At 38.4% G+C, this 15,394-nt stretch carries 20 protein-coding genes and 1 other annotated feature; all 20 genes read left to right on the forward strand.

Translation table 11 applies throughout. The features are described 5' to 3' along the window. Positions 1-169 precede the first annotated feature (169 nt). A complete protein-coding gene (locus PI85_RS01400) occupies positions 170-568 on the forward strand; it encodes a hypothetical protein (RefSeq protein ID WP_036119267.1) in 399 nt (132 codons plus the stop codon). 137 nt (positions 569-705) lie between these two features. Then, entirely contained in the window at positions 706-1,998 is a 1,293-nt protein-coding gene (locus PI85_RS01405) for a folylpolyglutamate synthase/dihydrofolate synthase family protein (RefSeq protein ID WP_082011531.1), read from the forward strand. Beyond that, the gene (locus tag PI85_RS01410; RefSeq protein ID WP_036119261.1) at positions 1,982-3,232 is read left to right on the forward strand and encodes a folylpolyglutamate synthase/dihydrofolate synthase family protein; all 1,251 of its coding nucleotides are present in this window, start codon (positions 1,982-1,984) and stop codon (positions 3,230-3,232) included. The genes PI85_RS01405 and PI85_RS01410 overlap by 17 nt, the downstream gene beginning before the upstream one ends. 180 nt (positions 3,233-3,412) lie before the next feature. Then, positions 3,413-4,057: a hypothetical protein gene (locus PI85_RS01415; RefSeq protein WP_008180689.1), complete on the forward strand. Its 645-nt coding sequence runs from the start codon at positions 3,413-3,415 to the stop codon at positions 4,055-4,057. Between the two features lie 98 nt (positions 4,058-4,155). Next, on the forward strand, positions 4,156-4,749 hold the full coding sequence (locus tag PI85_RS01420; RefSeq protein ID WP_036119258.1) for a nucleoside triphosphate pyrophosphatase: 594 nt from the start codon (positions 4,156-4,158) through the stop codon (positions 4,747-4,749). 33 nt (positions 4,750-4,782) lie between these two features. Next, entirely contained in the window at positions 4,783-5,454 is a 672-nt protein-coding gene (radC, locus tag PI85_RS01425; protein ID WP_200886543.1) for a DNA repair protein RadC, read from the forward strand. 593 nt (positions 5,455-6,047) lie between these two features. Next, positions 6,048-7,067 carry a rod shape-determining protein gene (locus PI85_RS01435; RefSeq protein ID WP_008180696.1) on the forward strand — a complete coding sequence of 340 codons (1,020 nt, stop codon included), beginning with the start codon at positions 6,048-6,050 and terminating at the stop codon, positions 7,065-7,067. Between the two features lie 13 nt (positions 7,068-7,080). Further along, positions 7,081-7,995 (forward strand): rod shape-determining protein MreC, encoded by a 915-nt coding sequence (mreC, locus tag PI85_RS01440; protein ID WP_036119251.1) that lies wholly within the window; start codon positions 7,081-7,083, stop codon positions 7,993-7,995. Continuing rightward, positions 7,995-8,519, forward strand: a complete 525-nt coding sequence (mreD, locus tag PI85_RS01445) for a rod shape-determining protein MreD (protein WP_080709101.1) — start codon at positions 7,995-7,997, stop codon at positions 8,517-8,519. Before mreC ends, mreD begins: the two co-directional genes overlap by 1 nt. Positions 8,520-8,546: 27 nt before the next feature. Beyond that, positions 8,547-9,215: a septum site-determining protein MinC gene (gene minC, locus PI85_RS01450; protein ID WP_008180702.1), complete on the forward strand. Its 669-nt coding sequence runs from the start codon at positions 8,547-8,549 to the stop codon at positions 9,213-9,215. 1 nt (position 9,216) lies between these two features. Then, the gene (gene minD, locus PI85_RS01455; RefSeq protein WP_008180704.1) at positions 9,217-10,014 is read left to right on the forward strand and encodes a septum site-determining protein MinD; all 798 of its coding nucleotides are present in this window, start codon (positions 9,217-9,219) and stop codon (positions 10,012-10,014) included. Positions 10,015-10,103: 89 nt separating this feature from the next. Then, positions 10,104-10,658: a M23 family metallopeptidase gene (locus tag PI85_RS01460; RefSeq protein ID WP_008180705.1), complete on the forward strand. Its 555-nt coding sequence runs from the start codon at positions 10,104-10,106 to the stop codon at positions 10,656-10,658. Then, the gene (locus PI85_RS01465; protein ID WP_036119246.1) at positions 10,648-11,259 is read left to right on the forward strand and encodes a stage IV sporulation protein FB; all 612 of its coding nucleotides are present in this window, start codon (positions 10,648-10,650) and stop codon (positions 11,257-11,259) included. Before PI85_RS01460 ends, PI85_RS01465 begins: the two co-directional genes overlap by 11 nt. A 45-nt stretch (positions 11,260-11,304) precedes the next feature. Beyond that, positions 11,305-11,385: a sequence feature (ribosomal protein L21 leader region), on the forward strand. Positions 11,386-11,399: 14 nt separating this feature from the next. Continuing rightward, positions 11,400-11,708 carry a 50S ribosomal protein L21 gene (rplU, locus tag PI85_RS01470; protein ID WP_012295462.1) on the forward strand — a complete coding sequence of 103 codons (309 nt, stop codon included), beginning with the start codon at positions 11,400-11,402 and terminating at the stop codon, positions 11,706-11,708. A gap of 16 nt (positions 11,709-11,724) precedes the next feature. After that, a complete protein-coding gene (locus tag PI85_RS01475; protein WP_025114621.1) occupies positions 11,725-12,081 on the forward strand; it encodes a ribosomal-processing cysteine protease Prp in 357 nt (118 codons plus the stop codon). Further along, the gene (gene rpmA, locus PI85_RS01480; protein ID WP_004226673.1) at positions 12,078-12,377 is read left to right on the forward strand and encodes a 50S ribosomal protein L27; all 300 of its coding nucleotides are present in this window, start codon (positions 12,078-12,080) and stop codon (positions 12,375-12,377) included. Before PI85_RS01475 ends, rpmA begins: the two co-directional genes overlap by 4 nt. A gap of 349 nt (positions 12,378-12,726) precedes the next feature. Beyond that, complete coding sequence (locus PI85_RS01485) at positions 12,727-13,254, forward strand: Spo0B domain-containing protein (RefSeq protein ID WP_036119240.1); 528 nt, start codon at positions 12,727-12,729, stop codon at positions 13,252-13,254. Between the two features lie 5 nt (positions 13,255-13,259). Further along, positions 13,260-14,549, forward strand: a complete 1,290-nt coding sequence (gene obgE / locus PI85_RS01490) for a GTPase ObgE (protein WP_036119237.1) — start codon at positions 13,260-13,262, stop codon at positions 14,547-14,549. Between the two features lie 24 nt (positions 14,550-14,573). Continuing rightward, on the forward strand, positions 14,574-15,029 hold the full coding sequence (locus PI85_RS01495; RefSeq protein WP_004226679.1) for an ACT domain-containing protein: 456 nt from the start codon (positions 14,574-14,576) through the stop codon (positions 15,027-15,029). Between the two features lie 182 nt (positions 15,030-15,211). After that, on the forward strand, positions 15,212-15,394 hold a 183-nt coding region (locus PI85_RS01500), incomplete at its 3' end, for a prephenate dehydratase domain-containing protein (RefSeq protein ID WP_039390850.1).

Raw genomic sequence — 15,394 nt, forward strand, 5'->3', positions numbered from 1 at the left:
TGTAGTACTATTTAGAATAATTAGTCTAATAGGTGAGGGTGGTTATTATTATAGTAGGAAACAAAACCTAACACGATATTATGTTGACGAAAAAAAATGGTCTGTAATGGAATCGCAATACCAAAGCAATGGCTTTTTTCGGGTTTATGGTATGAATGGAGATGTGAAAATGACAGGTAATATGACAACCTATATTACGAAAGTCAATAAAGCATGTGATGACTTAGATTTTGTTAGTGCAAGGGTATTGATTGAAACAAATCTATTGAAATTATCAGAAGCGAAATATTATCGTTTATTAAACACAAGTGCGCGTGTGCTTATTAAACATGTGTTAGCCAATAGGCAAACTCAACAGGAGTGTACAAAACTATCACGGGCAGATATGTTAACCATTCATAAAATAAATGAGTATTGCTCAAATTTTGATATTTCAATGTTGAAAAGAACATTAAAAAACTCCTTTGAATTAGTACAACGTCCAGATATTATGCCTTTATTAAACAATGATGCAAAAATCATTTTGGACAATATGGGTGCATTGCTAGGGGCTCACCAAGTACATTAACAAAAATACTTTACAAACACGCAGTGGCTAGCTGTGTGTTTTTTCTATTGTTTTATAATTAATCTATGTTATTAAACGTTACTTGTACTAAAATAGAGATATTGCAGTAAGAGGGAGTGTTTCTTTTGTTTAACACAATGAACGAATGTACGGAATTTATTTTTTCACTAAAAGCCGTTGATCATAAACGTGCACCGCTTGTACTAATGAAAGAAGTACTAGCACATTTAGAGAATCCCCACAATAAACTACGCGTGATTCATGTGGCTGGTTCAAATGGGAAAGGTTCTACAGTGAATGCCCTTAGAGAAATGCTACAGCACGCTGGGTACCAAGTAGGGGCATTTACTTCCCCACATTTAGAGCGAGTCAATGAACGAATGACCATTAATGGTGAGCCGATTACGGATGAACGATTTTTATACTATTTCAATAAACTAGCTAAGATTATAGAAGAACAATATAATGGTGATTTTCCAAGCTTTTTTGAAGTAGTTACACTCATAATGTTTCAGTTTTTTGCCGATCAGGAAATTGATATAGCGCTTATTGAAACGGGGCTTGGAGGGCGTTTAGATGCGACCAATGTAGTGACGCCACTACTAGCCATTATTACAACCATTTCACTTGAGCATACGGCCTTTTTAGGTGATACATTTGCCAAGATTGCCTCTGAAAAGGCAGGCATTATAAAAAGTGGTGTTCCAGTTGTTGTAGGGGTTAGCAATGAAGAAGCATTAGCTGTTATTAAAGAAACGGCGGATGCACAGCAGGCACCATGCTTCATTTTAGGACAAGATTTTACTGTTTCAGATATATTACAAAGTACGGACGTTCAACAATTCACCTATGAAAAAGGAAATATTGCGATGACTGATATAGCTTTAAAAATGGCAGGTCCCCATCAAATCAACAATGCAAGTCTGGCCATTACAGCAATCCTTGCATTACGTGAAGGGGGAGCTATTACTATATCAGACTCATCCATTCGGTATGGACTTCGATATGCACATTGGGCTGGCCGCTTCGAACAATGGCCTCAAAAAATTGTTTTAGATGGCGCCCATAATTCTGAAGGGACGGCTGCACTTATCCAAACACTCAAACATGTATTTCCAAAAAGCCATTATCGTTTTGTGTATGCAGCATTAGCAGATAAGGATCATGCCAATAGCATTGCACTAATGGATGATGTTGCAACGTCGATTGCTTTTACACAAATCAATCTACCTAATGCAATGCCTGCTGAAAACTTAGTCGTGTTATCAACAAATGCCAATAAATCGTACTATGAGGATTGGCTGGAATCGGTACAAACTGTACTACGTGAAAGAGCTGAAGAGGATGTTGTGGTGATTACAGGCTCTTTATACTTCATTGCTGGTGTTCGCCAGTGGCTACAGGAGGAAGACGATGATACCAGGATTTGATCATTATAAAAAGAAGTGGGCTGTCCACAGTGACGATGTCATAAAACCAGGTCTTGTGGCGATGGAGGAAGCTTTACTATTAGCTGGAAACCCTCAGCAAGCCTTACATGTCGTACACTTGGCTGGCACAAATGGGAAGGGCTCTACATTAACCTTCCTTGAGGCTATCGCCAAAGAGCATGAATTATGTGTAGGCAAATTTATGTCACCCTGTATAGTCGATGTGCACGACCAAATTCAAATAGATGGTCAACCTATTACCGAGGCAGATATGGATGCTGTTTTTCGTCAAATGCATGCGGCTGGATTAAGCGGGAAACTAACTGATTTTGAACTTTTGACTGTAGTAGCATTTTTACATTTTGTGAATAAAGAAGTTGATATTTCTTTAATTGAAGCGGGTATGGGAGGATCATTGGATAGTACAAATGTAGTAACACCCATCGTATCCATTATTCCAAGCATCGCTCTAGAGCATACAAAATTTCTAGGTGATACAATCAATAGTATTGCGCATCATAAAGCAGGTATTATTAAACAAAATCGCCCTGTCATTATCGGTAATTTGCCAGAAGAAGCGAAGCGTGTTGTTTATGAAGAGGCTGCTCATAAAAAAGCTGCAGTTTTTGAAATAGGTAATCATTTTTTACTACACTCATTTGCTGAAGGAGACTGTTACAGAAATGACGAACAACATGTCCAATTCTCCCATCTAACACGTTCAATGAAAGGGGCTCATCAGGGCGATAACATGGCACTTGCTATTACAGCATTCTTAGAAGTGGCAGCATTACTTAATGTGTCTGTGAATCCAACAGCAATTCAGAAAGCTGTGAAACAAGCCGCCATTTCAGGTCGTTTTGAAGAAATCATACCATTTGTGATTGTCGATGGGGCGCATAACCCGGCAAGTGCTGAGAAATTAGTAGAAACGATTAAGGGTGAGTTTCCTGGGGAACGAATCACATTTGTTGTGGGTATATTAGCAGACAAAGACGTTCAACAAATTCTTCGACTGTTAGAGCAAGTTAGTGATGAATTTTATTTCGTTGATTTTGATAATCCACGAGCGATGGCTGCGCAAAATTTGCTGGAGCTTTCCAAAGCGACATCTAAAAATATCTTAGTGGATTATGCACAATTTTTACAGGTGCAATCAGACAACAAACAAAGAACGATCGTATCGGGCTCATTATATTTATTAACAGCAGTAAGAAATAGCTTGAAAATATGAAATGACTAGGACTCCTATTTGGAAGTCCTAGTTTTTTTATGAATGTATGCCGTTTTTGTTATGAATCAAATCTCAATAAATTCGCATTTACACTTCTAATTCTACATATACTTTTATATATTGAAATCTCGTTTTTATTGAAACGTGTACGGATAGGTGGAAGGATGAGGTGATAGATGGATGAAAATTGTAAGTCATGTAATGAAAAAACAAATATTTCGTGCAATGATTATTGGTGGATTTGTAGGTTTGTTAGGTGTTGCCATTTTTTTAGGTGTTTTACAAGCCAGTACCCAGTTACCGATAAAGAATAATGGCAGTGATGTGGCCACTAATCAATCACAATCAGAAACCATTCCTACTGCCGGTGAGAACACTAGTACATCAAATGCACCTATGTTTTATGCTAGTCAAGCAGGCGTGTATTCAAACTATGAGAGTGCAAGTGCATTTGTTGCCGAATACCCTGCATTAAAAGAGAGCGCAATTGTTGAGGTTGATGGCAAGTTTTATGTTTGGACAAGCATGGAGATTGAAGAAAGTCAGCTTAAATTTTTACAGGAACCCGCAACCTTTAAAAAAGCATTTAGTGTCAGTGGTGATAGCTGTAAGGAGCCAACCCTTGCGGAGGTGACTACCGCATTAGCAGACAAAAATGCTACAAAATTAAATTTTAAGGAAAAAGGGAAGGATTCAACTTTACCTGAGGATTGGCAGACAATTGGAGCAGCTGCTTCTACTATTTCCAACGATGTCAGCGTCATCCGTTTGCAAGTATTTGCTCATTATCAGGCTAAAAATACATGTCTCCAAGTGAAATTTTAAAAGTAAAAGATAGTAAAATCATTATTATCTTGATTTTTAGAAAATTTTCAAATCGAACATTCTTCGGTATCATAAGGATAAGGAAGGATGGTCGGATCATGTTAAAAACAAACCATAAACTTATACTTGCCTCTGCTTCACCAAGAAGAAAGGAATTGCTGGATATGTTAGGACTTCCGTTTGAGGTTCTGACAAGTGAAGTTGAAGAAACAAGTGTACAAGCCAGTTCAATGCAGGAATATGTAAAAGGAGTAGCTCTCTTAAAAACACGGGATGTAGCGAAAAAAGTAACCAATGCAACAATCATTGGTGCTGATACAATCGTTGTCGACAATGATGAGCTGCTACATAAACCAAAATCTCGTGAGGAAGCTATTGCTCATTTATTACGTTTATCTGATCGCGAACATGTTGTGATGACAGCGGTCGCTATTATTGAACCTAATGGGAAAGAAAACATCTTTGTGGAAGAAACCACGGTTGTTTTTCATCCTCTATCAAAGGAATTGATAGCAGCCTATGTCGATTCTGGAGACCCTTTCGATAAAGCAGGAGGTTATGGTATCCAGACGATAGGCACACTTTTAGTGAAACGAATTGAAGGAGATTACAACAATGTTGTAGGCTTACCACTTGCAGCGTTGTTTTCGCAATTGGTAAACCTACAAATTGTCCAATTTGCGAAGGAGTGAGCATTTTTGCTAGATAAGGCTTTGCCTACGTTGATGTTACGTGATGTTCATTTGGAAGATCGCCCTCGTGAAAGACTGATACGACAAGGGGCAGAAAGTCTATCCAATCAAGAACTACTTGCTATTTTATTGAGGACAGGCACAAAAGAAGAATCGGTTCTTGTCCTCGCGAATCGAGTATTAACTGTTTTTGAACGTCTCCATCAATTAAAACACGCAACCATTGAAGAAATGGTCGCTATTAAAGGGATCGGTGAGGTGAAGGCTATACAATTATTAGCCGCCATTGAACTTGGCCGACGATTGGCTCAAAAGCAGAATGATGAGAAATTTACTATTCGTTCTCCACAAGATGCTGCTGCTTATTTAATGCCTGATATGACTTCACTTAATCAGGAACATTTTGTTGTTCTTTTTTTAAATATTAAAAACCAAATTATTCACAGACAAACGATTTTCATAGGTAGTTTAAATGCCTCCATCGTGCACCCTAGGGAAATTTTTCGAGAAGCCGTGAAGCGATCTGCTGCTTCAATTATTTGTGCACATAATCATCCTAGTGGAGTACCGACTCCTAGTGCGGAGGACATTGATGTCACAAAGAGAATTGAAGAGGCTGGTTATATTATGGGGATTGAATTAATTGATCATGTAATTATCGGCGATCATCAATTCATCAGTTTGAAGGAAAAAGGGTATTTTTAACTCTGCAAGAAATTTGCAGAGTTTTTTTATCTTGAGCTGATGTCTTATAGAAGCATTACGAACAAATTCGAAATATTTTAGCGCTATGACATTAGTGGCATATTCCTAAAATTTTTGTATTTTTTTGTGGTTTAATGGCGAACCTTTTTCGATTCAATTCGTTAATGTATTCTAGAAACTGATATTATCTTCACAAAAATTGGTAGCCTGATACACATTGTCTTATGAGAATAAAAATTATATGCTAATCTATACGTACTATTTTTAGTTTAAGAGGGAATTAAAATAGTATCTTTTCTGTGAGATAAAGTATGTGACACTACAAATTCTTGCGCTTTTCCGTTATAATGAACGGTATGAATTTTATCTTGATTCAGGAAAGACTCCCATCGAAAATGGTGGTGAGCTAAATAAGTGTGTAGTTTTTTCAAGGTGTGAAACACTAACTGATGAAGATAAAAACTTTGACGGAGTGCTATGGGTTTTGAGGAGGAGTCAATTGTATTTTTATACAATTCAATTTCCTATACATGACTGTCAAAGATAATGGATGTCAACGAAAGTATGGCTTAAATAGAAAGGGAGTACACAATTTGTTTGGACTAGGAAGCAAAGATGTCGGGATTGACCTCGGCACAGCGAATACATTAGTGTTTATTAAAGGAAAGGGAATCGTTTTACGTGAACCTTCAGTAGTAGCAAAGAATACGAAAACAGGAGATATCGTTGCCGTTGGTAATGATGCTAAAAATATGATTGGTCGTACACCTGGCTCAATCGTAGCAATTCGCCCAATGAAAGATGGCGTTATCGCTGATTTCGATATTACAACAGCAATGATTCAGTACTATTTAAGAGAAGCCTCTAAAAATTCTGGCGGCAATTGGAAAAAACCAAATGTTATGATTTGTGTGCCTTATGGTATTACTTCAGTGGAACAACGTGCGGTTATTGATGCAGCTCGACAAGCGGGCGCAAAAGAGGCTTTCACAATCGAAGAGCCATTTGCAGCGGCGATCGGATCAAATTTACCAGTGTGGGATCCAACAGGGTCAATGGTAGTTGACATCGGTGGTGGTACAACAGAAGTAGCTGTTATTTCGCTAGGCGGTATTGTAACAAGTGAGTCCGTACGTGTTGGTGGGGACGCAATGGATCAATCTATCATTTCATATATCCGTAAAACGTATAATTTAACAATTGGTGAACGTACTGCAGAAGCGGTAAAAATGGAAATTGGTACGGCATTAGCTGAAGGGCCAGAAGAAAAGATGGAAATTAGAGGTCGTGACCTTCTAACAGGTTTACCGAAAACAATTGAAATCTCTTCACAAGAAATTTCTGAGTCATTACGCGAAGCAGTTTCATCCATTATTGATGGCGTTCGAAAAACATTAGAACAGACACCTCCCGAATTATCTGCGGACGTTATGGAGCGTGGTATCGTTTTAACTGGTGGTGGCGCACTATTAACGAACTTAGATAAAGTGATTAGTAAAGAAACAAATATGCCGGTATTTATCGCAGAAGATCCTTTAGACTGTGTAGCAATTGGTACGGGTAAAGCTTTAGATCATATGGACTTAATTCGTCAACAACAGGTTAAAGGGTAAGGAGGTTTAGGCAATGCCACATTTTTTTTTCAATAAGAAAGTAATTTTGCTGCTCGTAGGCATGGTTTTTCTTGTGGCATTGATTAGCTTCTCATTACGTGATCGGACGAATGCTACTTTACCAGAGCAAATTATTAAAGATACTGTCGGCGTCGCACAATCGCTTGTTGCGAAGCCGGCGAATTATGTTAATGGTATTTTTAATAGTATTGACTCCCTCTTAAACACGTACGAAGAAAATAAACGTTTAAAAGCACGCCTAGAAGATTTTGCAGTTGTACAAGCTGAGGCTACGGATTTAAAATCAGAGAATACAAAGCTTCGTGAGCTTTTGGATAAAGCTGAGAGCTTAAAGGCATATAATCCTATTCAAGCAACAGTGATTGCTAGAAATCCTGACCAATGGGAAGAGAAAATCATTTTAGACAAAGGATCTTCTCATGGAGTTCAAAAAAACATGGCAGTTATGACGGCGAAGGGGCTAGTTGGGAAAATTACACTAGTTACGCCTTTCACTTCTGAGGTAGAGCTTTTAAATACAAATAATCCTAACTATCGTGTTTCTGCAATGGTGTTAGGTGAAAAAGAAGCATACGGTTTAATCGAGGGCTTTGATGAAGAACGTAATGAACTCATTATGAAGCGAATCGATTCTAGTTTGAAGGTTAAAGAAGGCGAGCAGGTAGTTTCTTCAGGACTCGGAGGTATTTTCCCTAAAGGTGTTCCTATCGGAGAAATTACAGAGGTTAGTACAGATGATCATGGCTTAACAAAAATGGCGTATGTCAGACCATCTGCTGATTTTTCGATTTTAGAGCATGTTGTTATTGCCAAACGTACATCTACAGTCATTGATGGCTCAGATGGCAGCTCAACGAACGAAGATTTAACAAACCCGCAAGATACGAATGAAGAGGAGGCGGAATGATGGTTCGTTTTCTCATTCCTTCTGTGGCGGTTTTACTATTCTTGCTAGAACCAGAGTTTGCGATGCTTTCTCCAATTGAAATTAAGGGAGAAGTGTATTTTCTAGTACCGCGTTTTTTAATCTTATATCTCATTTTTATCTCCATCTATTACAGCCGTCAACGTGCGGTAATGTATGGACTTTTTTTTGGTGTCTTGTATGATGTGTTTTACATTGATATTATTGGATTATATTCAGTTCTATATCCACTTATATGTTTTTTAGCAGGGTCTATCGTGAAAGTTATACATCAGCACTTAGTCGTAACAACAACTATTTCAGTTGTGTTAGTAGCCATTTTAGAATTTATACTCTATCAATTTTTCTTCTTGATCGATTTTACAGCAATACCTTTATCGGATTTCTTACGTTCACGACTACTGCCAACAATCATTGCAAATGCTTTATTTTTAATGATTCTTGGTTGGGCCTTCAAGTATCTAATTAATGCGCGTGTCTTACAGAGAGCACGTGAGGTTTCTTAACAAAGAACAACGTGAGGTGAGGCATTCATGAAAAAACAATTAGTTAATATGAAGGGAACGAAGGACGGATTTGTACTGCGTCTTGACGACCAATGTGCTTATAGCGATTTAGTAGAAGAATTAAAGAAAAAAGTGTTAGAAGGCGGTATCGATGGTAAAGTAGATGTACAATTATACTTAGGCTATCGATACTGTACTGATGAACAGATCGATGAACTTATTCATATTGTGCAGGAAACAGAGCAACTCATTGTAGCGAATGTACAAAGCGAAGTACTGACTGTCCATGAAAGCAACCAGAAAATGATTGAAAGTCAACAAGATACATATTTAGGTGTGGTCAGATCAGGGCAGATTCTACGTTCATCAGGGGACATTATCATTGTAGGAAATGTCAATCCAAACGGTCGGGTTGAGGCTGGCGGTAATGTGTATGTCTTAGGTAAACTAAAAGGGATAGTACATGCTGGTGTGCAGGGCAATAAAGAAGCTATTATTGCCGCGTCTCGATTTGAGGCTACACATATTATGATTGCTGATCAGGTGGAAGCAATGTCAGATGAGCATGTGAAAGAAATCGATCAAGCAGAAATGACTTGTGCATTTATTGGTTACGATGGACGCATTACGTACGATCAAATTCACGCCTTAAAAAATATTCGACCATTGTTAAATGTGTCTAAGGGAGGAAGCTAGTGTGGGAGAAGCGATCGTCATAACTTCGGGTAAAGGTGGTGTCGGAAAAACAACGACATCGGCTAACCTTGGGACTGCATTGGCTCTACAAGGTAAAAAGGTATGTTTAGTTGATACAGATATTGGCCTGCGTAATTTAGATGTTATTTTGGGCCTAGAAAATCGTATTATTTATGATCTAGTCGATGTAGTGGAAGGGCGCTGTAAAATACATCAAGCATTGATTAAAGATAAGCGCGTGGATGATAAACTATTTTTATTACCTGCTGCTCAAACGACAGATAAAAATGCTGTTACCCCTGAGCAAATGAAGAGCTTAATAGAGGAATTAAAAAGAGACTATGATTATGTATTAATAGATTGTCCAGCAGGTATTGAACAAGGCTATAGAAATGCCGTTGCAGGTGCAGATCATGCGATTGTTGTCACAACACCTGAAATTTCCGCTGTTCGAGATGCAGATCGAATTATTGGTTTATTAGAACAGGAAGATATCACTGCTCCGAAGCTCATCATCAATCGTATTCGACAACATATGATGAAAAGCGGCGACACTTTGGATGTGAATGAAATTACAACTCATTTGTCTATTGATCTATTAGGAATTATTGTTGATAGTGAAGGTGTTATTTCATCCTCCAATAAAGGAGAACCAATCGTTATGGACCCTTCTAATAAAGCATCTTTGGGTTATCGAAATATTGCTCGTCGTATATTGGGTGAGTCGGTTCCATTAATGGCTATTCAAGATGAGCAAAGAGGTATGTTTTCAAAACTTAAATCATTATTTTCAAGATAATTTAAAACCTTTTCGTGCATTTGTGCGAGAAGGTTTTTTTGCATGTTTGGACATGCAATCACATATAGTGTGGAAAAAAGGATGAGGGCTTGTTTAAAAAATGGAAATGGTTTTTCACAATACTACTCGTGGCAGCTACTATGCTTGTAATTCGTTTAGAAGATCAGGGGGTAGTTGATACGCCTGTTCGAAAGATGGTCACAACCTCGGCAGATTTAACGTACTTAAGTGAGCTGGGGCAAAGTTGGTTTGATAAAGAAAATGAGACCATTACAGTATCTAGTGATGTGGGGCAAGCAGATCTTTTAACTTTTGCTAATGCCCAGGTTTTTAAAGAGGGATATTTATTGCAGTATGATGTTGGCTTACCCGTTTATGCTGGACAGAACGGTTTAGTCGTGTTCACTGGCCATACAAAATATACTGGTAAGACCATGACCATTAGCTATGATGATGGTACAACCGTCTCTTATGGCATGCTAGATAGCTTAGCGCAGCTACCTTATACATCCATACAGGCGAATGATTTGATTGGTATGAAAGAAGCTGGGCAACTTTATCTTTCCATTGAAAAGGGAGATGCTCATTACGATTTAGAGCAAATTGTACAATGGTTGGAAACGATGGAGACCCATGAAGATTAAATTACATCTTCTCTGTATTCCTCTCGTATTTGTCATGATTTTTAGTGGACAACTTGCTTATTATGCTATTATTTTTTTCTCGCTAATATGGCATGAAGCAGGTCACTTATTAGCAGCCCTACTGTGTGGCGTAAGAGTAAAATCATGTGTTATTGCACCTTACGGAGGGGAAATTCAATTTGAAAATCCAGCGGTTGTGCAAGCATCGTCACTCCTATGGATTGCATTAGGAGGACCAATCGCTACTATTTTAGGGATTGGCCTCGCTTTTTTTATGCCCGAGCTAATCGCAGGTAAGCTAATAAGCGTTCAACTTGTGCTATTATTAGTGAATATGATGCCTATCCTACCATTAGATGGTGGCAGGATACTGTTAGCATGGTTATTTTTATATTATCCAAATGCTCGAGTGGTGGAAATGTATTATTGGCTGTCATTCATGGTTGCCACGACGTTATTTCTGATAACTTTAAATTTCTTACCACAATCTATTTTTTTAGCAATCATTTGTTTATTTATTTGGCTTCAAGTTTTAAAAGAATGGCGTTATCGAAAATATCGTATAGCTTTTGAAAAATATGTTATGAATAGATTGACTTAAAAAAAGCCATGTGGTAATATTTTAATGTTATTGTTTGTAGCACCCGTGCTACTACAACCGCTCTGGGAAGGTACAAGTATCTTACTATAAGATCACCTTTGTAAACAGGCGAGTCTGAGTCTAAGAGGAGGTGCAGTAAAATGTACGCAATTATTGAAACTGGTGGTAAACAAATCAAAGTAGAAGCTGGTCAAGAAATCTACGTTGAAAAATTAGGCGTAGAAGCTGACGAGGTTGTAACTTTTGATAAAGTTTTATTCGTAGGTGGCGAAAACGTTAAAGTTGGTGCTCCGTTCGTAGATGGTGCTACTGTAACAGCGAAAGTTGTTAAAGAAGGCCGTGCGAAAAAAATCGTTGTTTTCAAATTGAAAGCTAAAAAGAACTACCGTCGTAAACAAGGTCACCGTCAACCTTACACAAAATTAGTTGTTGAAGCAATCAACGCTTAATAGTGAGGTGTAGCGAATGATACAAGTTACGATTCATCACGATGAAAATAGACATGTGTCAGCATTCGAATTTTCAGGACATGCTGGGTACGATGAATCTGGGAAAGATTTAGTATGTGCAGGAGCATCTACTATTGCCATTGGTACGGTAAATGCTATTTATGCATTATTACAAATCCAGCCAGAAGTCGAACAAGCAGCTGAAGGTGGAGGCTATCTTAAGGTAGATCTACCCTCAGATTTAGAGCCTGAAGTAGATGCAAAACTACAGTTAATTGTTCAAGTAATGACTGCCCAAGTGTATTCTATGGTGCAAAATTACGGACAATACATCCAAATCAACTACAACCAAGTAGGAGGTGGAACTCGATGAAATTATTATTAGCTTTAGACCTTCAACTTTTCGCATCGAAAAAAGGGGTAGGTTCTACTAAAAACGGACGTGACTCTGAGTCTAAACGACTTGGTGCTAAACGTGCTGATGGCCAATTCGTAACTGGTGGTTCAATTCTTTACCGTCAACGCGGTACAAAAATTTACCCAGGTACAAACGTAGGTCGTGGTGGTGACGATACACTATTTGCTAAAGTTGACGGCGTTGTTAAATTCGAACGTTTAGGTCGCGATCGCAAACAAGTATCTGTATACCCAGCACCACAAGAAGCTTAATCTTTTATAAGATATCATAAAGCGGAGGACTGCATTTATTGCAGTCCTTTTTTTGGCTAAATTTCAACCACTTTCACAGATGGCTGTTAAATAGAAAGTGTAGCAACAGTAGTTAGGTGATAAAAAATAGGCGGTTTTCCTTTTTTTTGTAGCGTCAAAAGCCACTGAAATAAAGGAATTCTGACTATGGTCGTCATGTCTTGTAGCAACGACTAACCAACTTCTCGTTGGCCTAAAACTGAGCGATTTCAGAAGTAATTATGCCTGGGCATAATTGAAATAAGAATTAAGGGAAAAATACAGCAAAACTTGTTATACTAGTAAAGATAACTTTATTGGAGTGAATGGGATGAACAATCAATCACTAACCATTAGTGAAGTATTACGTTTTGCAAATCATGATTTTGTGAATCAATTGCAATTGATTCGCATGAATTTAGATTTAGGTAGAGTTGATGAATCAAAGGAACTTATTCAGCATTTTTCAGAACAATTAAGAGTGTTTTCTATCCTCAATCGACTACAATTATCACAAACAATCGAATGGTTCCAAACAGCAGGATGGCGTTTCCCTTCCTTAGCTTGGAAAATAAACAGCGACATAAAAAAGCCTGTGACCAATAAGATTGATCAGGAAATTGTAGATTACTTAAACAAAACAGTTATGCATGTTTATGATACATTAGATCCATTTACAGAGCAGATCCTCACGCTTGATGTACGTGTTGACGATCAGACATTTGCCGTGACATTCACGCTAAATGGGTTATGGAGTGCTGATGCATTCACCGAAAAAGGTTTGAAACAATTCGACATTCAAACAATTGAGCAGACAAATACACGCTGGCAATATGTCTTGAGTGCAAATAGGGAGTGAACTAAATGTTTGTCGATCACGTAAAGATTTATGTTAAAGGTGGCGACGGCGGAGATGGCATGGTGGCCTTTCGTCGAGAAAAATATGTACCGAACGGTGGTCCAGCTGGTGGAGATGGTGGACATGGCGGTAATGTCGTATTTGAAGTAGAGGAAGGCTTACGTACGTTAATGGATTTCCGTTATAAACGCCATTTTAAAGCACCGCGTGGCGAGCATGGTATGAGTAAAGGCATGCACGGTAAAAATGCGGAAGATTTAATTGTTAAAGTTCCACCAGGTACAGTGGTTATGAATGAAGAAACAAATGCCGTTATTGCTGACTTAGTCGAGCATGGGCAAAGAGCCGTTATTGCGAAAGCAGGACGTGGTGGACGTGGAAATTCTCGCTTTGCTACACCTGCCAACCCAGCGCCAGAACTTTCTGAAAAAGGTGAGCCAGGACAAGAATTAAATGTTATATTAGAGTTAAAAGTTTTAGCAGATGTAGGGTTAGTTGGTTTCCCAAGTGTTGGTAAATCAACACTTTTATCGGTTGTTTCTGCTGCTAAGCCAAAAATTGGTGCTTATCATTTCACGACAATTGTACCGAATTTAGGCATGATTGAAACAGATGATCACCGAAGCTTTGCAATGGCAGATTTACCAGGGCTAATTGAAGGAGCTCATGAAGGGGTAGGATTAGGCCACCAATTTTTACGACATATTGAACGTACACGCGTTATCGTCCATGTGATTGATATGTCAGGAATGGAAGGTCGCGATCCTTATGAAGATTATTTAACAATTAATGATGAGCTAAAACAATATAATCTTCGTTTAACAGAGCGTCCACAAATTATTGTGGCCAATAAAATGGATATGCCTGATGCAGAGGAAAACTTAACAGCATTCCGCCAAAAGGTAGGAGAAGACGTTCAAATTTTCCCAATTTCTGCTGTTTCACGTCAAGGGTTAAAAGAGCTGTTGTTTGCTATTGCGGATCTATTAGAAGTAACGCCTGAATTCCCACTGTATGATGAAGTAGAGGAACAATCAGACGCAACGGTTATGTACAAGCATGAGGCTAAAGGTGAAGATTTCGAAATCACTCGTGACGATGACGGTACATTCATTATTAGTGGCTATGCTATTGAGCGCTTATTTAAAATGACGGACTTTAGCCGTGAAGATGGTATACGTCGTTTTGCTCGTCAATTGCGTGCAATGGGTGTGGACGAGGCTCTACGTGAACGTGGAGCACAGGATGGCGATACAGTTCGCCTACAAGAGTTTGAATTTGAATTTGTCGATTAAGACATGAGTTTTAGGGGGAAGCGTATGAAGAATGTTGCGAATCAGCGATATTATTTAGTTCGTGAGGATGTTTTAACGGATGCAATGCAAAAAACTTTGGAGGCGAAGCACTTATTATCAAGTGGTTCAGTATCTTCCATTTGGGATGCGGTAAAGCAGGTGGATTTATCGCGAAGTGCGTTTTACAAATATCGTGATGCGGTTTTTCCTTTTCATTCAATCGTGCAGGAACGCATTTTAACAGTCTTTTTACAGCTTCAAGATAGAAAAGGAACACTTGCTAAGCTTCTAGAAACTGTGACAATTACACATTGTAACGTATTGACAATTCATCAAACAATCCCTATCCAGGGACGTGCCAATGTTACATTATCACTAGATGTAACAAGTATGACATGTGATCTTGATGACTTAATCCAGCAATTAAAACGGTTAGATTTTGTTGAGTCAGCGGAAGTCATTAGTTCTGGTGCTTTATAATCATAGTAAGGTGTTCGATCCTTTAATTTTTGACAAAAATGACAATTATCGTGTTTAATAATCCATATGCTCTTGCAACACTGGAGTAATAATACGATACCAAAGCTCAAATAAGGAGCTGTCCCTCAGTGATACATCAATCACTAGGGACTGCTCCTTATTCCATAAAGGAGGTTTTTGCAATGACAAAGCAACAATGGGAAAATCGAATCGCATATTTAGGACCGGAAGCATCATTTACATACTTAGCAACAAAGGCTACTTTTCCAAATGAGTGGCTTGTACCCTGTGCAACGATCCCTGAATGTATTGAGGCAGTAGCAGAGGGAAAGGTAGATTTAGCCGTTGTACCATTAGAAAATGCC

Source organism: Lysinibacillus sp. A1 (assembly GCF_000801965.1).
GTDB lineage: Bacteria > Bacillota > Bacilli > Bacillales_A > Planococcaceae > Lysinibacillus > Lysinibacillus fusiformis.